Below are 23722 nucleotides of genomic sequence, written 5' to 3'. Positions count from 1 at the left end.
AGCCCGTTATCAGAATGTCAGTTCCAGTGCGGCACCAATCATGCTCGGACGCTGCTGGGTCGCGGTATAAACGTCGTTGCCGCTGACCATCACGCGACGTTCCGAGTCAAACAGGTTCTGCGCATACAGGGTGGCGCGACCATAGGCGAAGGTGTACGCCAGTTGGGTATTCGCTGACCAGTAAGAACCGATACGCCCGCGTGAGTCGTTGTCGTACTGCGAGTAGTAGGAGTCCGAGAACGCCACGTTGCCGCTCAGTTCCAGCCCGGCCATCAATTGATATTTGGCCCCCATGTTGGCGGTATAGGCCGGCGCACGCGCCAGTTCGTGCCCATCTACGCCGCTGCCCGAGAACTTCTTGATCTTGGTCTTCAGCAGGCCGACGTTACCGAACAACTCGAAGTCCCAACGCGGCTGCCAGGTCGCCCCCATTTCCGCGCCGTAGGTTTCCACCTTGTCGGCATTGCGGATCACGCTGGAGTTCTCACCCAAGGAGTAAGGCAGCTGCATGTCCTTGTAGTCGTTGTAGAAAATGTTGCTGGTCAGGATGACGTTGGCGTCTTTCAGGTGGTGGCGGGAATACAGTTCATAGTTCCAGACATATTCGGAGCCGTAGGTGTAGCTGACCACCGGCGTGCCGATAGTGATGCCGGCGCCGCCGGCGTTATAGCCGCGCGCCACTTTGGCGCCGTAGGTCTGCGCGTCCGTCGGTTTCCAGGCCAGATCCAGCTTCGGCAGGAACACATCGTAGGTTTCGTCGAAATCGATACGCACGGCGTTGCTGCCACCGGTACGCCGGCGATGTTCACGCTCCACGCGGCTGGCGGCCGTGATATCCACCTGTGGCGTGATGGCGTAGGTCAGTTCGGCAAAGGCCGAGTGGGTGTCGGTTTTATCCTTGAAACTGGAGCCGCCGAAAATATTAACGAACTCATCCTGCTTGGCGTGGAAATACCGCAACCCCGCCAGCCCTCGCAGGCGGCTGTCCGGCCCGCCAAAGCGCGCCACCGGCTCCACATGTACCTCTTTACCGTCGATTTCCGCATACTGAATATTGTAGGCAGTGGGACGATTAATATTGAAGTCGGTGTAAATAACGCGGTTTTCCAGCGTCAGACTGTCGGACTGCTCCCAGGCCAGATCCCAGACGCTGCTGTTGGTATTGCTTTTAAACACCGCACGGCGCGGATCGTGGCGCGGGTTAGTCGGGTGAACCAACGGGTTAAGGCTCTCGTTTTGCGGTGAGGTGCTGCCAAAATGGTTAAAGGTCAGCTTGGTGGTCAGCTCGCGCATACCTGCCGGGTTAAACAACAGTTTGGCGCGAGCGGTGGTGGCTTCAACCTCACGCGGATCCCCTACCGGTTCATAAGCGGGAAGGTCGACATCGCTGCGGCGACGCTGACGATCGACGCTGACGCGGAACGCCAGTTGGTCCTCCACCAGCGGGCCGGAGGCCATGGCGGACAGCTGTGAAGAATGCTGGTTGCCGGCTCCGCCCTTGAAGGCGCTTTCCCAGTCGAAAGTCGGATCCTTGCTGGTCATTACGATGGCGCCGGCGATGGCGTTGCGCCCCTGAATATAGCTCTGCGGACCGAGAAACACTTCAACGCGATCCAGATCCCACAGCGACTGCGGACCAAATGCCTGCTCGTTATAGGTCAGAGAACGGCCGTCCATTGACAGATTGAGACGCGGGCGAGTGCCGCTGAGGAAAGCATTGGCGCCGACGTTCGGGCCGGAGCCGTCGATGCCGCGCACGGTCGGCAAATTGTTGCCAATGCCCAAATCGACCACGTTAGGGGTCATGCGCAGCAAATCGGTGACCTGCAACGCATTCGGCATGGAAGAAATCCGTTCGCTGTCGAACACTTGCACGCTGGAGCCGGTATCGAAAATGGTGCGTTTAATTTTTTCGCCGGTGACCAGCAGGCTCTCCGAGTCCTGCCAATTGCCTTGACGTTTGCCGTCGGCGGCTTCCTGCACCTTATCGTCCGGCGCTGCTGCGTTAACGTTCCCCACAGACACAGAGCACAGCCCCAAAAAGAGTGAGGAAAATGCCCCGATGGCCTGTAAGCCCGCTTTTTCCTTGTTTCCTACGGTTTTATGCCTTTGAGCCGCTGAATTCTTGCTCATAGATGTATTCTCCTTTCATCCCAGATGCACAAAAATTTGATTGTTTTCACATAGGTAACGACGCTGATACTCACACTAACACTGGCATTGCGGCCTTCCCTGGCCTTGCTGTTGCCTATCCCTGCCGCAGACGGCTTCCCCCCAGACGCACAGCGGGCGGATGCAGTATTTTTGTCTGGAAACGTAAAGAAATGTTAATAATGATAATGTTTTACATATTTTAATGCAAATCATTATCAATGAAGAAAGATGAGCAGGCTAGAAACCACACCGCAGGAAGGCCAATAAACCGGTTTTTTCTGTCATTTAAAATCGCAATAATTTCATTAAAAATTAATATAAAACAAAATTATATAGAAAATATTCATTTACCCCATGAGGTCGATACGCATCCGCCCCTCATGACGACTTCGTTTTACAATAACAAATAAAAATAGTAATAATTTTCATTCTTATTAACATTGGAATATATTCTTCCCGTCTCTCAATACTGATGGAAACCCAATGAAAGCGTTGACCACGATGCAGGCCGCCTACTGGGTGGGCCGGCAATCCGAAGCGCCGCTGGGGGGCGTCTCCGCCCACCTGTATGCGGAATTTAACGGCTGCGACCTGGACGTCGAACGACTGAGACAGGCCGTGACCGCCCTTTATTTGCACCACCCGATGCTGCGCCTGCGCATCACGGCGGACGGTCAACAGACCATTGATGCCTGCGGTCCGCGTCATTGCCTGCATATCGACGACTTCCGCCATACCGACGCCCCCGAGATGGCCAACGCGCTGAGCGCCAAACGCCGGCAAAAAAGCAGCCAGAAATTGCCGCTGGAACAGGGCGTTCCTTGCGACATCAGCCTCAGTCTGTTGCCGGAAGGACACAGCCGGCTGCATGTGGATTTGGACATGATCGCCGGCGATGCCATGGGATTTCGCGTATTGATGGAGGATCTGGCGCGCTTTTATCACCACTGCCCGGCCGCCCCGGACAACGACGGCGTACCCTATTTTGACTATCTGGAGCGGCACCATGCCGACGCGGAGCTACCTGAGCGGCGCGCCCGCGCTCAGGCCTGGTGGCGCGAACGCCTGGCGCAACTGCCGCCCGCGCCCCACCTGCTGCGCGCACCGGAACGCTGCCAGAGCGATCGGCTGGCGCTGCAGCTGAGCGCAAGAGAAACCCAAGCGCTGGAAGATGCCGCCAAAGCGCATAGCGTCACGCTTTCCGCCCTGTTTCTGGCACTGTTCGCCATTACCGTCGGCCACGGCTGGAACCTGCGACGCTTCCGGCTCAACGTGCCGCTGTTCCACCGGGATGCGGAAGGCGTGGAGGGCATCATTGGCGACTTCTCCAATTTGGTGCTGCTCGGTGTAGAGCTCAATCCGGCGGAAAACTTGCCCGCCTTCTGCCGCCGCCTGATGGATCAACTGGCGGAATTGCTCGCCCATGCCGACTACCCGGGCGTGAGCGTGATGCGTGACCTGTCGCGCCTGCACGGCAGCATGCAACCTTCGCCGGTGGTGTTCACCGCCGGTTTCGGCATTCGCGGCAAAGCGCTGTTTTCCGACCAGGTCACCCATACCTTTGGCCCGCTGGACTGGGTGATTTCCCAGGGCCCGCAGGTAGCGCTGGACGCCCAGGTGGCGCATGCCAACGGCGGTATTTTGATCAACTGGGATCTGCGGATGGATGCCTTCCCGGACCGGCTGCCGCAGCGGCTGTTTGCCACCTACGGCGCCCTGTTGCAACAGGCGGCGCACCACCCCGACAGTTTCAGGCGGCCATTGGCGCAGTTGCTGTCACAGTGCTTGCCGGAAACCCAAACCCCGGTACGCCAGTTGCTGCACCTTTTGTTGGCGCGCGTAGCGCCGGGCGTCAGGCTGCGCGACGATGACGACATCACCGCCCTGCCATTGCCGGAGGCCGCGTTGCTCGCCCTGCTCGGGGTGCTCAATAAATACCTGCCGGTAGCCTTGACCGCGCAAGATCTGGCGGCGCACCCCACTCCGGCAGCGCTGGCCGCGTTGATCTGCGAGCGTGACCCCAACGCCGCCGCAGGCGCGCAGATGCTGCTGAAAGTGCTGGCACCTCAGGTCTGATTCGGCTTTGGGCGCGCCGCCCCCACGCGCCCTGCGTTCTTTTTCATCGGTTAGCGACAATAGGGAAATACCATGGAGACACCATTAACCGCGCTGCAACAGGCTTACCTCCTCGGCCGCAGCGAACAGTGGCCGCTCGGCGGCGTGGCAATGCACGATTTCCGCGAATACCGCGGCCAACGGCTGGATCTGGCGCGGCTGGAAACCCGGCTGGCCGAACTGGTGCAGCACTATCCCGCGCTGCGTACCTGCCTCGATCCCCAGCGTTTCACCCAGCGCGTACGGCCGGAAACCACGCTGAACCTGGACCGGCACGATCTGCGCTCGCTGGAGCATGATACGGCGCAGCAACGGCTGGCCGCCCTGCGCGAGCAGTATTCGCACCAGCGCCACGATCCGGCGCAGCCGCTGTGGCGCATTGCCGCCATTCAATTGCCGGAGACGCAGGACGCCATCGGGCGCTACGACACGCTGATTTTCACCAGCTTCGACGCGCTGATCCTCGATGGCCAGGGCATCGCCACCCTGATTGCCCGGCTGTTCGATGACGCTCCGTTGCCGCCAATCGCACCGGCTACCCCGCCGGACGCCGCAACGGCAGAACAGCGCCGGGCCGACGCCGCCTATTGGCAGACCAAACTGCAGGACGTCACCACGCCTTCGGCGTTGCCGTGGCGCATCCCGCTGGCCAACATCAAAAGTTCTCGCTACCGACGCGCCAGCCTGACCCTGCCGCGCGAAGTGCTAAAAACCTTCTCGCGCCTGGGCTCTGCCCATTCGCTGCTGCGCAACAGCGCCCTTTCGGCGGTGATCCTCGATACGCTGGCGCAGTGGACCACCGACGGCGAGCTGTGCGTGGGCGTGCCGGTGGCATTTCCTGCGGCGGGCGGTTCGCACGGCAACGCGTCCACCTTTGTCGCCGTGCGTTACTCACTCGCGGGCGGTACCTTTGTCAGCCGCGCACAGGCACTGCAGGACGATATACTGGGCGCTCTCGACCACCTGACGTTTTCCGGCGTTGATCTGGCGCGGCAGTTGCTGAACCGCAGCCAGGGCGCCCCGGCGCTGCCGGTCATTCTCACCAACTGCCTGAGCTGGGAGACGCTGTCGGCCGGCGCGCCGGTCCGCTACCACGACGGCCTGACCCAAACGCCACAGGTCGCGATCGACATCCGCCTGACGCAGGACGCCGACAAAAATCTGCAGCTATGCGTCGATTACGCCGAACAGGCGCTGGACGGCGAACAGGTGCGGGCGATGCTGGACGCCCTGCAACGCCGGGTGGCGCACATGTGCCAGGACAGCGATCTGGAGATCGCCCCGGCGCGGTTTATCGATTATCGGCACTATCGCCATAACTACGGCGAAGCGGCATTCACCGCTTATCCCTACCTGACGCAGCTGGCCGAACGGCTGTTTAACGACCCACAGCCGCGACCGGCGCTGATCTGCGATGAGCAGACCCTGTCTTATCCTGAGTTGGGTCGCCAGGTCGGGGCCGTCATGGCCAACCTGCAGCGGCGCAATCTGGGGCGCGGCAGCGTGCTGGCGCTGTATCTGGCGCGCAGCCCGGAACACGTGACTATCTCCCTGGCCTGTGCGCTGCTGGGGGTTATCTGGGTGCCGATCGACATCAACTCGCCGCCGGAACGCACCGCCTATCTGCTGAGCAACTGCCGGCCAGATCTGGTGGTGCATCGGGGCGAGCTGGATACCCCGCACGGGGTGACGCCGACGGAGTTGCTCGATCCGGCTGCGGGCACGCCTCAACTGCCGGGCGACCAAACGCTGACGGAGCGCAGCGCAAGCACCGAGGCAGGCTATTACCTGTACACCTCCGGCACCACCGGCAAACCCAAATGCGTGGTGCTCAACAACCGCGCCACCGCCAACGTGCTTGGGCAGACGTTGCAACGCTGGGCGGTCACCGCCGATGATGTGTTTATCTCCGTGACGCCGCCGCACCACGATATGTCGATGTTTGACCTGTTCGGCTCGCTCAGCGCCGGTGCGACGCTGGTTCTGCCCGCGCCGCATCAGGAAAAAGACGCCATCGGTTGGAACCGGTTGGTGGAGCGCCACCGCGTCAGCCTGTGGTGTTCCGTGCCTGCGATCCTGGAAATGCTGCTCACCTGCAAAACGGCCGACAGCCTGCGCTCACTGCGGCTGGTGGCTCAGGGCGGCGATTACATCAAACCGGCGACGGTGCAGACGTTGCGTAGCCTGCGCCCGGACATCTGCCTGTTCTCACTCGGCGGCCCGACAGAAACCACTATCTGGAGCATCTGGCATCCGATTGCAGCGCAGGACACCGGCACCGTGCCCTACGGCCGGCCATTGCCGGGCAACCAATACTTTATTTGCCATGACGACGGCACGCACTGCCCGGCCGGCGTGGTGGGCCGCATTCATACGGCGGGGGTGAATCTGGCGTTAGGTTATCTGGAAGACGGCGAAGTGAAGCAACATGACTTCATCCCGTTGCATGGCCCCGACGGGCAACCGCTGCGGGCCTTCCGCACCGGCGATCAGGGCTACTATCGCCCGGACGGCAACATCCTGTTCGCCAGCCGGGTGAACGGCTATGTGAAAATCCGCGGCGTGCGCGTGTCGCTGCCGGAGATCGAAGACGTGCTGCGCGGGCATGAGGCGATTCTGGACATCGTGGTGGTGGATTATCCGAGCGGGGAAAATGCCGAATCGACGCTGGGCGCGATGTACCTCACCCACGACGGCAAGCCGCTGTCGCTGGCGGATATTCGCGCCTTCTCGACCGGCTATCTGCCTTGTACACATATCCCGACGCGTTTTATCCACGCCGAAGCGCTGCCGCTTTCCGGCAACGGCAAAACCGACCGTCACGCCATCCGCGCCGCGCTCGGGGCCGGGCGGGCGGCTCCCGGGTTGAACGCCTGTGCAGCACCGTTGCCGAGCGCGCCGCCGGTACTGAGCGGCAAAATTCTGACCATCTATCTGCAGGCCATCGGCACGCCGCCGCATCCTGAGTGGGGGGAGGAAACCGCCTTTATCAGCATGGGGCTGAAACTGCCGCACATCCGCCAGGTGGCCGCACGGCTTAATGACGCCTTTGGCACCCAACTGCCGCCAACGGCGCTGATCCCCTGCAAGAACGCACGGGAGGTCGCCGCGCTGCTGGCCCGCTAACCGTCAATCCCCTACGGGCAGGGTCATCCCCTGCCCGCTTTCATCAGGCGGACACCGCCACCAACTCGCCGATCGCCCTCTCCAACGCGCCTTCCCGCAACGCGCGCTGCAAAAAGCCCTGCAAGGCGCTTCGGTAGTTGGCCGCTCCGGCGGTGGGGAACTGCTGCACAAAGACATCGATATCCAAATGCAGATCGCCGGCGTCAGCGCCGCCACGGAAGATCAGGTTAATCCCGTCGCCGGCACCGCCTGCCAGCACCCGGCGCGTGCTGGTGCAGCCGCTGAAACCGGCCGAGTCAAATGGCTGAACGTTGATAAACGGGGAAATAAACAAACGCGAAGCGGGCGTCACGCCGCGATCGGCGGCAATCTGCCGCAGGCGATAACCGGCGTGGCTGCGCAATTCACGCAGCGTTTGCGTGACACCGGACAGGAAATGCCCCAGCGTCTCTTCGGCACGCAGTGAAACCAGAAACGGCAGCGTATTGACCGCCAAAGCCGGCGTATTGGTCGCGTTGCTGCTGCGACGATTCATCGCCGGCATCCACAGGGTGCGCGTATCCCCTCTTTCATGCGGTAAGGGCGGCAACGTAAAAAACAGCCAGGCGGCGGACAGTGCCAGCAGCAGATCGGGCCAACCGATGCCGCTGCGTTCGGACAACAGGCGCAGCCGCCGTGAAATGTCCTCCGGCAGCGGCGTGCTGGTGCTCAGGCATTTCACGCCATATTCCCGGCCGCCTTTACGCACCGTCGGCAGCACCTGCGACGGCGGTAAATAACGCTGCCAGAACCGACGATCCTTGTCGCAGCGTTCGGAAGCCCCGTAGGCCAGTTCATGCTGCTGGAAGGCGCTAAAGGCGCCCAATGCATGCCCCGCCGTGCCCTTGCCGAGAAAATGCGCGTACAGCGTAGCGCAGCGATGCTCGACCAGCGCCATGCCGTAACCGTCGATAATGATATGGTGAGCACGCAGGTACCAGAGATAGCGCGTCGGCCCCAGAGTGAGCAGCCACACGGCCGCCATAGGTTGAGTATGCAGATCCATCGGCTGCTCGGCATCGGCCTGCATCAGCCGCATCGCGGCCTGATATGGGTCGGGATGTTCCTGCAAATCAATACGCTGCAGACGTGGCACCCGTTCGGGATCGTAGCGCTGCATCGGCAACCGATCGCCTCTGCGGGTGCCAAACCGCAGCGCAAACGCCTGCGTTTCTGCAACGGTGAGGGTTATCGCCCGACACAGCGCCGCCTCGTCCACCGCTCCGCGCAATTCGGTGACGTGAGCGACGGTGGAAAAAGGCTGCCCGGGATGCAGGCTAAACTCCTCCCAGAAGTCTAACTGCGCCGGCGACAGCGGCAGCCATTCAGTAGCCAAAAGGGTTTCCGACATGTTACCTACCTTTGATATGCGACAGGGAGACCAGGAAAACGACGGCCGCAACGCGCTGAAAGTGTTTCAACATGGTTACAAATGAAAATGATAATAACACTTATTATCATTTTCATAAATATAGAGCAACAGGTTAATGCATGTCGGAAAAAGGGACTATCGAGGTAAAAAACGTTCGCCGGCGGCGGTGGAAATGTTGGCGATCAACGCAATAACCGGAAAGGAATCCGCCGCCACCCGTTCCCAGATCCGCAAAGTCTCATTATAGTTAAACCGGGGGCTGCCTGAATGCCACAGCGGCGGCAGTGTCCCCCATCAACCTGAGGGAGCTATCACTTTTATGCTTTTAAAACAAACAACTGCAAGCCTGCTATTGGCGGGAACCAGCCTGTTGGCGGCGGGCAGCGCGCTGGCAGCTTCCGATACGCTGGTCTATTGCACAGTCGCCTCGCCGGAGTCTTTCAATCCGCAACTCGCCAGCTCCGGGCCGACGTTTATCGCCACTTCGCAGGTGCTGTATAACCGCCTGCTGACGCTGCGCGAAAGCGATAAAACCCCTGCCCCCTCGCTGGCCACCGAGTGGACCATCAGCCCGGATGGCAAAACCTACACCTTTACGCTGCGCAAGGGCGTGAAATTCAACAGCAACAAATACTTCACCCCGACGCGCGACTTCAACGCCGAGGACGTGGTGTTCACCGTGATGCGCCAAAAAGACGCTAATCATCCGTACCACAAGGTATCCGGCGGTAACTACGAGTACTTTACCGACACCGGGCTGGACAAGCTGATTACCAACGTCGAAGCGGTGGATAACGACCACGTGCGCTTTACGCTGAGCCAGCCCAACGCCGCGTTTTTGGCCGACTGGACGATGGATTTCGCCTCGATTCTTTCCGCAGAATATGCCGACGCCATGCTGAAGAAAGGCACGCCGGAGTACGTGGATAACTGGCCTATCGGCACCGGCCCGTTCGCGCTGCAGCAGTACAAGCAGGATTCGCTGATCCGCTACGTGGCCAACCCGCATTATTGGCAAGGCGAGGTGGCCAGCAAACACCTGATTTTCTCCATCACGCCGGATGCGCAGACCCGGGTGGCCAAGCTGAAAACCAACGAGTGCCAGATCATTCCCGCTCCGCTGCCGGAGCAGTTCGACGCCATCAAGAACGACAAAAACCTGCAACTGCACAGCATCAACGGCCTGAACGTCGGCTATCTGGCGTTCAACACCCAGAAGAAACCTTTTGATAACGTGCTGGTTCGCCAGGCGCTGAGCTATGCGGTGGACAAAAAGGCGATTATCGCGGCGGTATTCAAAGACAGCGGTACAACGGCCAATTCGGTGCTGCCGCCAACGATGCTCGGGTACAACCCGAAACTGCAAGACTATGCCTACGATCCGCAGAAGGCTCGCGAGCTGCTGAAACAGGCCGGGCTGGAAAAAGGCTTTGAAACCGATATCTGGTCGATGCCGGTGGCGCGGCCATACAACCCTAATTCACGGCGCATTGCCGAGATGATCCAGAGCGACTGGGCGAAAGTGGGCGTGAAGGCCAAAATCGTCACCTGGGAATGGGGCCAGTATCTGGCCGGGCTGCGCAAAGGGGAACAGCAGAGCGCGCTGTATGGCTGGATGTCGGATAACGGCGACCCGGACAACTTCGCCACGCTGCTCGGCTGCGCCGGCGTGCAAACCGGTGCCAACGTAGCCCGCTGGTGCGACAAAGGCTACGATCGGTTGATCCAGAAGGCGATTCAGGTGAGCGCTCCGGCAGAACGCGCCAAGCTTTATCAGCAGGCGCAGGTGATTTTTGCCGAACAAACCCCTTGGTTACCGCTGGCTAACGGCAAGGTGTTCTACGCCACCCGCAGCAACGTCAGCGGCTATGTGGTTGACGTGAACGGCAGTGACTTCGCCAAGGCGAAAGCGAACTAAAACCCGGCGCCGGGATAAATTCAAACCCGGCGCTTTTCTCTCCTGTAACATTTCGTTACTCTCAATGCCTATCGAATCTCACCTTAGCAAGGCAAACCCAGTGCAGAAAACATTTATGCCGATGCAGATCCGTCTGCACTGGCTGGTCGCTATCCTGTTGGTTATCACCTGCGCCACGATTGAGCTGAGAGGCTTTGCCGAACCGGGCACGCCGTTGTGGTATCTGCTGGTGGTCACCCACTTCAGCTGCGGGGTGACGGTGTTCGTCTTGATGATCGCCCGCCTGATCCTGCGCTCACGCCACGCCTCCCCCGCCATCAGCCCGATGCCGCCAAAATGGCAAACCGGCGCGGCGCATCTGGTGCATACCCTGATTTACCTGCTGCTGCTGACGCTGCCGGTTCTGGGCGTCTATTCGCGCTATCTGGGCGGCAAGGAGTGGTTTTTATTCGGCCTGCCGATGCCCTTTGCCGAGATAGCCGACCGGCCGCAGGCGCGGACAATCATCGGCTGGCACAAGACGCTGGCCGCCTTCGGTTATTGGCTGATTGGCCTGCACGCCGCGGCGGCGCTAATCCATCATTATGCCTTTAAGGACAATACCTTGGTGAGAATGCTGCCGCTGTTTAAAAAGCGTTGACCAAGGGGCAATAAGATAATAATAAGCCTGTATATATAATCCAATGGAAATAATATATTGGCTTATTAAGCCCGCTATTTTTTCGATAAAATAAAAATCTCACCCATCGAGTTGTATCTATCCCGGATATTGACTAAGGTTATCCATACCAATTATATGCCCGCAGGCTCATAACAATAGTCATAACCCGATTTATTTAACACTCATGTCTTCATCTTAAAAACGCCAGTTATTTTTCTGGGCGGCGATGTCATGCCATGTGTTTACACAAGGTGATTTGGCGCTACCCATAATTTCATTAATTAAATTTCATCGGCTACACACACGGGAAAGCCAATATGGTTTTCCCACAGATAAAAACTGGAGAAATGTAATGAAAATAATGACTGGCGTTATTCTACCCACGGTTGCGGCCCTCGTTTTTTCCGGTATGGCGCAAGCGGCAGACAGCGCAAAACCCATGACCGGCAAAGCGCAGGTGACGTTGGAACATGTGCACGCCGTGCAAGAAAATGGCAGCCCCGCGCCCCAACACGATGCCGCCTGTATGAAACAGCTTTCGAAACCCGAATCCAAATATGTCGGGATGAAAGTGACCACTGAATACACCATCGATGCCACTTCGATGATGATGTCCGCAAAATCCATGCTGCCCTCCCCGAATACCTTGCAGCCGCTAGAACTTACGGTCGATTTGTCCCCGTTGGGCATGGCGGGTGTTTATGCGTTTGGCGCCTTCAAACCGAGTTCTTTGCCACAGGATTATGTTTATTTCACTATCGGCAAGGACTATAAAAACCCGGTCAGCACCTTTATGATCATTAATAAAGACGAGAAATATAACTGCGTTATTTCCAGCTCTAACAAGGCGATGAGCAAAGAACAGCGCAGCCACCTTGTCGTTAAGCAATAACCTCGAATATTCATTAGATAATAATGGGGGCTACGGATAGTTAACTGTCCTACCCCCATATTTGTATCTGCTGTTTTCATCCGCGTTAAATAGTGCCGAGTTCTGATGCAGAATGACCGCCCTGCTCATCCTTATATGCAGGTTCAGAGTACCTTGAAGGCCATATCTCCGCAGGGGGCAGATTCAAAGCTTCGGCTATCAGTCGCTCTCCCTTCGGCCAGTGCCGAGCCAGTGCATTGCCCAACGTAGAAGACGCCAATCCCGCCTCTCTGGACACCGCCGCCAGCGTCGTGCCCTTCTTCTTTAATGCGGCGATCACGTCCGCCGGATGCCAATCGCGTTTATCCATCATGTTTAACCCTCCTGGTTATCTGATGGCTTAATTATCCCATTTTGGGATAATTGCAGCAATGGCAGATATTCGATTTTGGGATATCACTCGCGGAAAGCGCCATGACTTCAGTTTATTCAACCGAGTATCAATTAGTTATAAAAATACTTCGGGATGCTCGTATAGAAAAAGGCATAACTCAGACCAAGCTGGCCGAGGCGCTGGGCCGCCCGCAGTCGTTTATCGCCAAGGTTGAGAACGGTGAACGCAAGCTGGATGTGGTTGAATTTGCTGTGATGGCGCGGCTGCTTGGGGTGGATGCTGGAGCGGTGATTCAACAGATTGGTGGGCGGGTTCAGTTGTTGTAATAACGAAATCGAACCTACGACCTCCGCATTACGAATGTGTAAATAGATCCGATATCAATGCGCAAAACAATAAAACTGCTTTTGTGCAAACGAGTCTGCTACTGCTGTTCTGTTGCATTAACGACGGCAAGTTAACAAAAGTTTCATTTCCTGTTTTTAGCCTGGCAACAAATGAAATGGTTCAGTCGGGGACAAACCGTCCCCGTCTGCATGAGCTGAATCCCAACATCGGACATATTCGCCATTTGATATTCCGATGAGCCTGTTCCACAACGTTGTTCAGATACTTACTCTGCCTGATAGTAATGGCTTCTTCTTCAGATTTACCCGCGTTGAGGGCTGCTAATACGGCAGTATTGGTATCGCTTTTATCAACGGTCACGACCTCTGGTTCGTCGTGATGTCCAATGCCCTAGTGGAAAAAGCGCAGAGTTGCACTGCATCCCGCCTGTGACGGCGAGCAGAAAATCGATGGTATGGCCGAAAGAATTTACCGCCCGGCACAGGAATTACCACTGACCTTTGATTTTTATGTAGGTCACATCCATTCGCCGCCGGGTAGCTAAATTAATTATGTTAGCAACGGAAGATAGCCAACTAATATATATTAACAACATGAAATTTGTTTTTTATATTTTTACTGGCAACTTAAAAGAAATGAACTTACAATTCTTCAAGAAAATTTTCTCACATAACAAAGGAGTTGTTAATGAAAGTAATAGAATCTTCTTAATTCGATAAAGTCTCTCGCAGCGGTGGCCACAACGATAATTCATCTCAACAAAGAAATGATAACAACAGTGCTGTGGTTAGTTGTAATAATGGCACCATCGGAGGCATGATTGCCGGTGCTATTGGCAGTGTCCTTGGATTAGTACTTGTCGGTGGCGCCATTGCAGGAGGTTTTTTTACCGGCGGCAGTGGAAATCCAGGTAATAATAACACTGGCGGCGGCAGTTGCGGTAATAACAGCGGCGGTACCTGTTCCAGGTAAATATTGCTGATTAATTCACAAAAGACGGGTAGATATATATGATTAAGTTAGTCCGATACTTCCTTATGTTCTGTATGCTGTTGATATCTGCATCGCTGTTAAGCGGTGCAGGCCTTTTTTATACTTCATGGTATCCTGCGCCACGAAACTTATCAGTAGCCATTGTATCTATCACGAGTATATGTTTTATCGTATGGTCAATAGATAAAGTTTTTAGAAGATTTTTTATGGCTAAAAATTAGAAAAAGAGCTGCAACAGTGTCTCAGAAGCAGAAGAACAGTACGTAAATCCAGAATAACATCGCTTAAAGGGAAAGGATTAGGGTCAATCCAGGATGCGCTACCCATCACCTGATGTTGCAGACAGAGCCATGCCAGGCCACAGGGAAGGCGACCTGATACAAGGCTCTAAAAACTCATACATTGTCACCCTGGTAGAGCGCCATTCCCGCTTTGTTATGCTGCGAACGGCGCCCTCAAATTTAAAACGCGAAACCTGACTTAACTGCGCACCAAATCGTCGCCGTAGCCGATCCACTTGTAGGTGGTCAGTGCGTCCAGCCCCATCGGGCCGCGTGCATGCAGCTTCTGGGTGCTGACCGCCACTTCTGCGCCCAGGCCGAACTGGCCGCCGTCGGTGAAGCGGGTGCTGGCGTTAACGTACACCGCCGAGGAATCCACGGCGCGCACGAAGTGCTCAGCGCTGCTCAGCGAACGGGTGAGGATCGCATCGGAGTGGTTGGTGCCATGAGCGCGAATATGGTCGATGGCTTGATCGATATCGTCCACCACCAGCACGTTCAGATCCAACGACAGCCATTCGTCGTCGTAATCCCCTTCCTCCACGTCCACCACCGTCGCCGGGCCGTTTTGCAGCAGCGGCATGGCGTTCTGCGCCGCGTGCAGCGTCACGCCCGCAGCCGCCATCCTGGCGCTCAGCGCCGGCAGGAACTGTTCGGCGATGTTGCGGTTCACCAGCAGCGTCTCAAGCGAGTTACAGGCGCTTGGGCGCTGGATTTTGGCGCTCTCGATGACCGTCAACGCCTTGTCGAAATCAACGCTGTCGTCAACGTAGGTATGGCAAACGCCGATACCGCCGGTGATCACCGGAATGGTCGACTGTTCGCGGCACAGCTTGTGCAAACCGGCGCCGCCGCGTGGGATCAGCATGTCTACGTAGCGATCCAGGCGCAGCAGCTCATTCACCAGCGCACGATCGGGGCTGTCAATCGCCTGCACCGCCGCTGCCGGCAGGCCGCATTGTTCCAGCGCCTGCTGGATCACCTTCACCGTCGCCAGGTTGGTGTTGTGGGTTTCTTTACCGCCGCGCAGGATCACCGCGTTGCCGGTCTTCAGGCACAGGCTGGCGACGTCGATGGTGACGTTCGGCCGCGCTTCATAAATCACGCCGATCACACCGAGCGGCACGCGCCGGCGTTCCAGCTTCAGCCCGCTGTCCAGCAGGCTGCCGTCCAATACGTGGCCGACCGGATCGTTCAGGCGGCACACCTGGCGCACATCGTTGGCGATGGCCGCCAGCCGCGCCGGGGTCAACAACAGGCGATCGAGCAAGGCTTCGGTCATCCCGGTTGCGCGCGCCTGCGCCATGTCCTGTTCGTTGGCCTGCAAAATCACTTCGCTGTTGGCTTCCAGCATGTCGGCCATCACCGACAACACCTGGTTTTTCTTCGCCGTGCTCAGCACCGCCAGTTGCCAGGAGGCCTGTTTGGCGGCCTTCCCCATTTGCTCCAGCATGCTCACTCCTTTAGCTCACAATCATGTCGTCGCGGTGCACTGCCACCGGGCCGTATTCGTAACCGAGAATTTCGCTGATTTCCTGCGAGTGGTGGCCGGCAATCATGCGCATCGCGTCGCTGTTATAACGGCTGACGCCGTGCGCCAAGTCGCGCCCCGCCAGGTTGCGGATGCGGATCACTTCGCCACGGGAGAAATCGCCTTTCACTTCGCGAACGCCCTTCGGCAGCAACGAGCTGCCGCGCGCCATAATGGCGTCGACCGCGCCGTCGTCCACGGTGATTTCACCGGCCGGCGGTGCGCCGAAGATCCAGCGTTTGCGGTTTTCCAGCGGGGTTTCCAGCGCGTGGAAACGGGTGCCCACCGGTTTGCCTTCTATCACGTCGCCCACCACGCCCGGCTTGCTGCCTGCGGCGATGATCACGTCGATACCGGCGCGGCAGGCCACGTCGGCCGCCTGCAATTTGGTGCCCATGCCGCCGGTGCCCAGCCCGGAAACGCTGTCGCCGGCGATGGCGCGCAACGCGTCGTCAATGCCATGCACTTCACGGATCAGTTCCGCCTGCGGGTTGTTGCGCGGGTCGGCGGTATACAGGCCTTGTTGATCGGTCAGCAACAGCAGTTTGTCGGCCCCGGCCAGGATCGCCGCCAGCGCCGACAGGTTGTCGTTGTCGCCCACCTTGATTTCTGCGGTCGCTACCGCGTCATTCTCATTGATTACCGGCACGATACGGTTGTCCAGCAGCGCGGTCATGGTGTCGCGCGCGTTGAGGAAGCGTTCGCGGTCTTCCAGATCGGCGCGCGTCAGCAACATCTGCCCGACGTGGATGCCGTAAATGGAGAACAGCTGTTCCCACAGTTGGATCAACCGGCTCTGGCCGACCGCCGCCAGCAGTTGCTTGGAGGCGATGGTGGCGGGGAGTTCGGGGTAGCCCAAATGTTCGCGCCCGGCGGCAATCGCGCCGGAGGTGACGATAACGATGCGGTGACCCGCTGCATGCTGTTGTGCGCACTGGCGTACCAGTTCGACAATGTGGGCACGGTTAAGACGCAGCGATCCGCCGGTCAACACGCTGGTGCCCAATTTCACAACCAGTGTCTGGCTGCCGTTCATAGTGTTTCTGCCGTGTAATATACCCGTCATTTTTCAAGCTTCAGCGTTGTTGGCTGCAACTCGAAAGCTATAGGGTATGATGAGAATAAGAGTGCAAAGGTCTTTGTAACAGGAGAGACGCGTTATGCCAACAGGCACAACGCGAAATCAGCACAATACTATAGTCAAACGGGGTCAGGCGGAGAGTTTAATCGGTTTTTCTTTGAAATCATCGGCCGGTTCAAGCGCCAACTCCATCGTCGCCAACAACTCGCCCAAACGACGATGGAAATCACGCAGGGTGGTTTCCAACTTGGTTTTTACTTCAGTATCTTTAATCTTTTCCGGCGTCCAACGCCCGTCCTTATCAAACAGACCGAACTGATAAGCATAAGTGAAACGCGTCTCTTCAGCATGCAGCTCGATCCACCATCCCCAGAACTCACGCTTCTCTGGCGCGGGTTTGACATTGACGCAAACGGCTAAGCAATCAAAGAAAAAACGGTCGTTCTCGCACTGCCCTTCACGCAGGTACGGCCCCAAGCTGGCAAAACGTTTCATTAGTCGGCTTTTAGGGTGACCACTAGGTAACGTCATTCTTTAACCTCCTCAATGTAGACCACTCTTTTTAACAAATTGTTAAAATTTAGCAACAAATTAACGCATTTTATCTTTCATCCAGTGGGCCATTTGCAGCAAGGCCTTGTGGAAACTGCTGTACACCGGCGCTCGTGGAATAGCCATTAACTTGCCGTCCATCGAAGACGAAGCGATCAGTTGCGCCTCCTCTTTCGGGCTGAGCGGGTCCCGATCCCAATAACCCGCCAGCATCGGCGTCGGGCAGCGGCGGCCCAGCAATCCCTGGGTTTTCAGCGAATAGCTGTTCAGTTCCACCCTCAGCACGTTATCCGAGGCGTTGGCCAGCCCCATCCGGCTGGCGAGCACGTCCATATACATGTCCGGCACGTCTCGCTGGCGGCCGACGTCGCACAACAGGCTGTGGACCACCGGCCCCAGGCAGGCCACGCCACGCAACCGCTGCGGCTCCAGATAAGCCAGGCGCACCGCCACGTTGGCGCCGAAGCGGAAGCCAAATGCGGTAACGCGCTGATGGTCGATCCAGGGCACCGAAGAGAGTTGGGCCAGCACTTGCTGATGCAGGAAGCTGGAATCCTGCGTCAGCTTCCACTTATAAGAAGAACCGATGGAAGGCATATCGATGGTCAGCATGGCGATGCCGTGCGGCGCCAGGTATTCGCGGAACAGGCGGTGATAATCGGTCTGCAGGGTATCCAGGCTGCCGCACATCAGCACCGTCGGGAACGGCGCTTCGCCCTTCTCCGGCAGGTGCAGGAAGCCGTTAATACTGCTTCCCCCTTCAATGCGGAACTCCAGCACCTTGAGCTGGTAAGGCAGCAGCAGCGCGGCCTCTTCATAGGCGCGGGTGGCCAGCGCCTCGGCCTGTTCGGCCAGTTCGTCGCCTTTCAGGTGCGGATAGCCGGCGATGCTGTAAAAGTTGACGGCGTTGAGCCAGTATTGGCCGCCGATCAGCGGATCTTGCTGTTCCAATGCCCGCTGCTGCCAGAGCATGCCCTGATGCACCCACTCGTAGATCCAGTTGCCGTTACGGTAACCGATCACGGTATCGAGCAGTTTGTCGTTGGTATGTTCCACATCGGCGACCGCGATACGCGCCAGCACTTCGTTGATTTCGATCGGATCAACGCCGCGCCAGGCCCACAGCAACGGGTTGAGCATACGGTACCAGTTGCTGACGGTGTTGCCTTCCAGCGTGGAGTGCAGATCGGCGCCGGCTTTGTTGCGCGCACGCAGCACCAGCGTCGAGGTCTCGGGGTGTTTAAATGAGGGTTTGAACAGGATTTCAGAAAGGTTGGCTTGTGCCATGGTAACAACAGCCTCCGTAAATCTGGCCGTAGGCCGCAAACAGCCTACTTAACTGGAGGTAGTGTACCTAACTCTGGAGAGATAAACCCGTCATACTTGAAGCTGCATCTGTGTTGGGGCCAGCGCAAGCACTGTTCAACAAAACCCTTGGTTTTGTTGTGATGCAACTCCAATTATTTAGGGGCGAAAATCAGAAACGAAAACGCCCGGCATAACCGGGCGTTTTACTGGCGCGAGCGGGGATTAACGGCCGCCGATCGGTGGCACGAAGGTCACCGCCATGTCCCACGGCTGCTCGATCCAGGTATCCTGTGGGATATCGACCACATAGTCGTCCACCAGCGGGCGGCCTGCCGGCTTGGCGAAAATGGTGACGAAATGCGCTTTCGGGTACATGTCGCGGATCGCTTTCGCGGTGCCGCCGGTATCCACCAGATCGTCGACCACGATAAAGCCTTCGCCGTCGCCTTCGGCGCGCTTGAGTACCTTCATTTCGCGTTGGTTGTCATGGTCATAGCTGGAAATGCAGACGGTATCCACGTGGCGGATGCCCAATTCGCGCGCCAGTAAGGCTGCCGGCACCAGGCCGCCGCGGCTTACGGCAATAATTCCCGTCCATTGGTCAGCAGGCAGCAGGCGGTGAGCCAGTTTGCGCGCTTGCATTTGCAGCATGTCCCAGGTAACAACGTATTTTTCGCTCATAAAATGGTATCCCAGCCAGCAATGGTGTGGCTTACTCGTGATCAGGGGAAAAAAGGTTGCGCGAGATTATAGAGACTGGTTGAGCCGAATACCAGTTGTACTGTGGAAATCATAAGTATTTCGTCTGGTGATTGATCCTGCATAAACAAGCAATCGCACGTCAGATATGTGTATTATCCCCCTTAAACAGTGCAATAGGGTACGCGCGCGCCCCTGAATAAAGTGATATTCTCTGGAGATCGTGCCAAAAAACGCACCGATGCCAATCCACCCTAACCGAGCGGCATTCACGCCATGCTGAGAATGCTGTCACAGGAGACCTATAGTGTCTGAATTGTCTCAACTTTCACCACAGCCGCTGTGGGATATTTTTGCCAAAATCTGCTCTATTCCGCATCCTTCTTATCATGAAGAAGCACTGGCGCAGCACATCCTCGCGTGGGCCAAAGAGAAGAATCTGCATGCCGAACGCGATCAGGTAGGCAATATCCTGCTGCGCAAGCCGGCCACCAAAGGCATGGAAAACCGTAAACCGGTTGCCCTGCAGGCGCACCTGGATATGGTGCCGCAGAAAAATAACGACACCGTGCACGACTTCGCCAAGGATCCGATTCAGCCGTATATCAGCGGTGAGTGGATCAAGGCGCGCGGCACCACGCTGGGCGCCGACAACGGCATCGGCATGGCTTCTGCGTTGGCGGTGCTGGCTGACGACAGCGTCGAACACGGCCCGCTGGAAGTGCTGCTGACCATGACCGAAGAAGCCGGCATGGACGGCGCATTCGGGCTGCAGCCTAACTGGCTGCAGGCGGATATCCTGATCAACACCGACTCAGAAGAAGAAGGCGAGATCTACATGGGTTGCGCCGGCGGTATTGATTTCATCACTACCCTGCCGTTGCAGCGCGAAGCGGTACCGGCCGGCTATCAGACGCTGAAGCTGACCCTCAAGGGCCTGAAAGGCGGCCACTCCGGCGCCGAGATCCACGTGGGCCTGGGCAATGCCAACAAGCTGCTGACGCGCTTCCTGTTCGCTCATGCCGCAGAGCTGAACCTGCGCGTGCTGGATCTGAACGGCGGTACCCTGCGCAACGCTATCCCGCGTGAAGCCTCTGCGGTGGTTGCCGTACCGGCGGCAAAAGCCGACGCGCTGAAAGCGCTGAGCCAGGCCTTCCTGAGCACGCTGCAAAACGAGCTTTCCGCCAAAGAGAAGAACATCACCGTGCTGTTGGAGCCGGTGACCAGCGCCTCTCAGGCGTTGACCGCCGACAGCCAGCAGCGTTTCCTGGCCCTGCTGAACGCTACGCCAAACGGCGTTATCCGCATGAGCGACGCGGTAAAAGGCGTGGTGGAAACCTCGCTGAACGTTGGCGTGGTCACCACCAGCGAGAACGAAGCGGAAATCATCTGCCTGATCCGCTCGCTGATCGACAGCGGCAAAGATTACGTGGTCGAGATGCTGACCGCGCTGGGCCAACTGGCCAACGCCAAAGTGGCGCCAAAAGGCGGCTACCCTGGCTGGCAGCCGGACGCGGACTCACCGGTCATGCATCTGGTGCGCGAGATCTATCAGGATCTGTTCAACAAGACGCCGAACATCATGGTGATCCACGCCGGTCTGGAATGCGGCCTGTTCAAAAAGCCGTACCCGAACATGGATATGGTGTCGATTGGGCCAACCATCACCGGGCCACACTCGCCGGATGAGCAGGTTCATATCGAAAGCGTCGGCCTGTACTGGAAGCTGCTGACCGCGCTGTTGAAAGCCATCCCCGAGCGCGCGTAATCGCGTAATTAAGCGTTTAACGGTAAAAGGCTAGCCTCTCGCCGGCCTTTTTATTCCCACGGCAACAACAGTTGCCGCTCAAGCTGCGGATCCAGCAGCGTTACGTGCAAGCCGACCAACCGCACGCCACGGCCTTCCCGTCGCTCACGCCATGCCTGCCGCGCCACGTTGAGCAAATCGTCTTTATTCAGCACCGGCCAGACGTGTTCCTGAGTGGTTTGCTGAAAATCCTGAAACTTCAGCTTCACGCCCTGGCGCGCGATATGCAGATCCGGTTTCACCTTGCGCAGCCGCATTTCCAGCTCGGGATAGAGCTTGTCGACGATCAACGCCTCGCAGTCTTCCCAATCATGAATATCTTCCGCCAGCGTGCGCTCCACCCCTACCGATTTACGCAGCCTTTCCGACGAGACTGCGCGCAGGTCTATTCCCTGGCAGCGCTCCCACAGCACCCGGCCAAACTTGCCGAAGCGCTTGAGCAGCAACGCCAGATCGTACTGCTGTACGTCGGCGCAGGTGATTAACCCCACGTCTTCCAACCGTTTGGCGGTCACTTTGCCCACGCCCGGGATTTTGCTCAGCGGCAGTTGCCGCAAAAAATCCGGCACCTGCGCCGGCGTGATGACGTATTGTCCGTTCGGTTTGTTCAGCTCTGAGGCAATTTTGGCGAGGAACTTGATCGGCGCGATGCCCGCAGAGGCCGTGAGGTTAAGCTCTTCGGCAATCGCCTGGCGGATTTCCTGGGCGATCAGCGTCGCCGAACCGTTGCACCGGTTGCAGTCGGTCACATCCAGATAGGCTTCGTCCAACGACAGAGGTTCAATCAGTGGCGTGTAGCGGGCAAAGATTTCGCGAATGTGCAGCGAGGCTTCCTTGTACGCCGCCATACGGCCCGGCAACAGTTTGAGATGCGGGCACAGTTTAAACGCCATCGCCGTCGACATGGCGCTGTGCACGCCATAGCGGCGTGCGGGATAGTTGGCGGTGCTAATCACCCCGCGCAGGTCGGCACTGCCGCCGATCGCCAACGGAATATCGCGCAGGCTGGGATCGTCGCGCATTTCTACCGCCGCGAAGAAGCAGTCCATATCGACATGAATGATTTTACGCATCGCGCCTCCAATAACACTGTATAAGTATACAGCCAATAATCGAAAGCTCAAGACTCGGCGGGTAGGGAGAAAACGGCGTTTGCGCCAGATATTTCCGCGTTGTTAAAAAAGCTTAATTTTTCAATAGTATGATCTCCGCTGACTCACGCTCTCTCATTCTTATTCCCTATGGATTTCATGTCGCCGCTCACCAGGCTGCCGCCTGAAAGACGACGGATATAGCATATAAGGTATCTCGCATGATCAGGTTTTCTCATTTGCTGTTGGCCTCCACGCTGTCGCTGGTTTCGCTGGCGTCAGGCGCCGCTGTCGGCCATGCCCCGGCCATTATCGCCCACCGCGGCGGCACCGCAGACGCGCCGGAAAACACCCGCATCGCCATTGAAACTGCTCTGAAAAATGGCGCCGACGCCATTTGGATCACGCTGCAACAATCCAAAGACGGCGCGATCGTGCTGTACCGCCCTTCCGATCTCAACGCATTGACCAACGAGCAAGGGCCGGTCTCCGCCCATACGGCCGATCAACTGGCTAAAGTGGACGCCGGCTGGTCATTCGCAAAAGGTGAAACGCATCCGTTTCGCGGCAAGGGCATCGGCATCTCGCGCCTGGACCAGATCCTGGAGGCTTTCCCCAAGGTGACCTTCTATCTGGATATCAAGTCGCCGGACGCCGACCCGGCGCAATTCGGCAAAGCGCTGCTGGCGACGCTGGAGAAGACCGACAGCCTGAACCGCACCCGCGTGTATTCTACCGATGCCAAATACCTGCAGGCGCTGCCGCCGCAGGTCAAACGCTTTGAAAGCCGCGACGAAACCCGCACCCTGCTGGCCAATGTCGCCATGGCGCACCAGTGCGAATTGAAAGCGGATAATCAACAACCGCGTTGGTACGGGCTGGAGCTGAAACGTGAAGTGGAAGTGGTGGAAAAATACACTCTGGGCGAAGGGCGCTCGAAAGCGTTTCTGATCTGGGATAAAGAGTCGATCGACTGTTTCCGTTCGCAAGGCCCGGCGCATATCATTTTGTTCGGCGTCAATTCACCAGCGGAATACCAGCAGGCACTGGCGCTGGGGGCAGACGGGGTGATGGTCAACTCACCGGCCGACGCAAAAAACTTCCGCAAGGCCAAATGACAAAACCCGGTACAAGCCGGGTTTTCAATTACAGGATGCGGTGTTTTTCCAACTGCCGCCGCCGCAGCGCCGCTTTGGCTTCGCGCTTCTTGCGCGCATCACAAGGCTCCGGGCAGTCACAAACCTTTTCCATCCCCAGCGAAGTGATGCCGCCGCAACTGCCCTGCAGGCTTTTGCGCTTGAACACATAGCCCAGCGACATGCCGCCGATAACCAGCAGAAACAGCACGAAGGTGGCGATAAATACCGTCAACATAGCGGCC

At 57.7% G+C, this 23722-nt stretch carries 18 protein-coding genes and 2 pseudogenes; 9 read left to right on the top strand and 11 right to left on the bottom strand.

What is annotated here, in order from left to right:
* Positions 1-9 precede the first annotated feature (9 nt).
* A complete protein-coding gene (locus JK621_RS03530) occupies positions 10-2133 on the bottom strand; it encodes a TonB-dependent receptor (RefSeq protein ID WP_212558660.1) in 2124 nt (707 codons plus the stop codon).
* A 504-nt stretch (positions 2134-2637) separates the two neighbouring features.
* Here JK621_RS03530 and JK621_RS03525 point away from each other — a divergent pair.
* Positions 2638-4230 (top strand): condensation domain-containing protein, encoded by a 1593-nt coding sequence (locus JK621_RS03525; RefSeq protein WP_212558659.1) that lies wholly within the window; start codon positions 2638-2640, stop codon positions 4228-4230.
* Positions 4231-4302: 72 nt separating this feature from the next.
* A complete protein-coding gene (locus JK621_RS03520; protein ID WP_212558658.1) occupies positions 4303-7395 on the top strand; it encodes an amino acid adenylation domain-containing protein in 3093 nt (1030 codons plus the stop codon).
* Positions 7396-7438: 43 nt separating this feature from the next.
* Here JK621_RS03520 and JK621_RS03515 read toward each other — a convergent pair whose 3' ends face one another.
* Positions 7439-8785 (bottom strand): condensation domain-containing protein, encoded by a 1347-nt coding sequence (locus JK621_RS03515; protein ID WP_212558657.1) that lies wholly within the window; start codon positions 8783-8785, stop codon positions 7439-7441.
* 340 nt (positions 8786-9125) lie between these two features.
* Here JK621_RS03515 and JK621_RS03510 point away from each other — a divergent pair, with 340 nt between their 5' ends.
* The 3 genes from JK621_RS03510 (at position 9126) to JK621_RS03500 (ending at position 12277) form a co-directional block, all read left to right on the top strand.
* Positions 9126-10724 (top strand): ABC transporter substrate-binding protein, encoded by a 1599-nt coding sequence (locus tag JK621_RS03510; RefSeq protein WP_212558656.1) that lies wholly within the window; start codon positions 9126-9128, stop codon positions 10722-10724.
* Between the two features lie 115 nt (positions 10725-10839).
* Positions 10840-11364: a cytochrome b561 gene (gene cybB, locus JK621_RS03505; protein WP_212560114.1), complete on the top strand. Its 525-nt coding sequence runs from the start codon at positions 10840-10842 to the stop codon at positions 11362-11364.
* A 373-nt stretch (positions 11365-11737) separates the two neighbouring features.
* Entirely contained in the window at positions 11738-12277 is a 540-nt protein-coding gene (locus JK621_RS03500) for a hypothetical protein (protein WP_212558655.1), read from the top strand.
* Positions 12278-12362: 85 nt separating this feature from the next.
* Here the strand turns inward: JK621_RS03500 and JK621_RS03495 are convergent, their stop codons facing one another.
* Positions 12363-12626 (bottom strand): helix-turn-helix domain-containing protein, encoded by a 264-nt coding sequence (locus JK621_RS03495; RefSeq protein ID WP_212560113.1) that lies wholly within the window; start codon positions 12624-12626, stop codon positions 12363-12365.
* A 104-nt stretch (positions 12627-12730) separates the two neighbouring features.
* Here JK621_RS03495 and JK621_RS03490 point away from each other — a divergent pair, with 104 nt between their 5' ends.
* Positions 12731-12976: a helix-turn-helix domain-containing protein gene (locus JK621_RS03490; protein WP_212558654.1), complete on the top strand. Its 246-nt coding sequence runs from the start codon at positions 12731-12733 to the stop codon at positions 12974-12976.
* 196 nt (positions 12977-13172) lie between these two features.
* Here the strand turns inward: JK621_RS03490 and JK621_RS25315 are convergent.
* Positions 13173-13530, bottom strand: a pseudogene (locus JK621_RS25315) (DDE-type integrase/transposase/recombinase); the annotation flags it as partial.
* A 678-nt stretch (positions 13531-14208) separates the two neighbouring features.
* Between JK621_RS25315 and JK621_RS25570 the strand changes: the two are divergent.
* A pseudogene (locus JK621_RS25570) lies at positions 14209-14452 on the top strand (IS30 family transposase); the annotation flags it as partial.
* Positions 14453-14471: 19 nt separating this feature from the next.
* Here the strand turns inward: JK621_RS25570 and proA are convergent.
* The 5 genes from proA to gpt form a co-directional block, all read right to left on the bottom strand.
* The gene (proA, locus tag JK621_RS03475) at positions 14472-15725 is read right to left on the bottom strand and encodes a glutamate-5-semialdehyde dehydrogenase (RefSeq protein WP_212558652.1); all 1254 of its coding nucleotides are present in this window, start codon (positions 15723-15725) and stop codon (positions 14472-14474) included.
* 10 nt (positions 15726-15735) lie between these two features.
* Positions 15736-16839, bottom strand: coding sequence for a glutamate 5-kinase (proB, locus tag JK621_RS03470; protein ID WP_006323805.1), 1104 nt, complete (start codon positions 16837-16839; stop codon positions 15736-15738).
* A 174-nt stretch (positions 16840-17013) separates the two neighbouring features.
* A complete protein-coding gene (crl, locus tag JK621_RS03465; protein WP_212558651.1) occupies positions 17014-17415 on the bottom strand; it encodes a sigma factor-binding protein Crl in 402 nt (133 codons plus the stop codon).
* A gap of 60 nt (positions 17416-17475) precedes the next feature.
* Positions 17476-18723, bottom strand: a complete 1248-nt coding sequence (frsA, locus tag JK621_RS03460; protein WP_212558650.1) for an esterase FrsA — start codon at positions 18721-18723, stop codon at positions 17476-17478.
* Positions 18724-18966: 243 nt separating this feature from the next.
* Positions 18967-19425 (bottom strand): xanthine phosphoribosyltransferase, encoded by a 459-nt coding sequence (gene gpt / locus JK621_RS03455; protein WP_004949082.1) that lies wholly within the window; start codon positions 19423-19425, stop codon positions 18967-18969.
* Positions 19426-19750: 325 nt separating this feature from the next.
* On the opposite strand from gpt, the gene pepD reads away from it, so the two are divergent.
* A complete protein-coding gene (pepD, locus tag JK621_RS03450) occupies positions 19751-21211 on the top strand; it encodes a beta-Ala-His dipeptidase (protein ID WP_212558649.1) in 1461 nt (486 codons plus the stop codon).
* Between the two features lie 50 nt (positions 21212-21261).
* Here the strand turns inward: pepD and dinB are convergent, their stop codons facing one another.
* The gene (gene dinB, locus JK621_RS03445) at positions 21262-22323 is read right to left on the bottom strand and encodes a DNA polymerase IV (RefSeq protein WP_212558648.1); all 1062 of its coding nucleotides are present in this window, start codon (positions 22321-22323) and stop codon (positions 21262-21264) included.
* A gap of 239 nt (positions 22324-22562) precedes the next feature.
* Here dinB and JK621_RS03440 point away from each other — a divergent pair, with 239 nt between their 5' ends.
* On the top strand, positions 22563-23459 hold the full coding sequence (locus JK621_RS03440) for a glycerophosphodiester phosphodiesterase family protein (protein WP_212558647.1): 897 nt from the start codon (positions 22563-22565) through the stop codon (positions 23457-23459).
* Positions 23460-23487: 28 nt separating this feature from the next.
* On the opposite strand, the gene nqrM is transcribed toward JK621_RS03440, so the two are convergent.
* Entirely contained in the window at positions 23488-23715 is a 228-nt protein-coding gene (gene nqrM / locus JK621_RS03435; protein ID WP_212558646.1) for a (Na+)-NQR maturation NqrM, read from the bottom strand.
* Positions 23716-23722 lie beyond the last annotated feature (7 nt).

This window comes from Serratia plymuthica, from assembly GCF_018336935.1.
Classification (GTDB): domain Bacteria; phylum Pseudomonadota; class Gammaproteobacteria; order Enterobacterales; family Enterobacteriaceae; genus Serratia; species Serratia plymuthica_B.
Note: the sequence above shows the minus strand (reverse complement) of the source record. Positions and strands in the feature narration are given on the sequence as shown.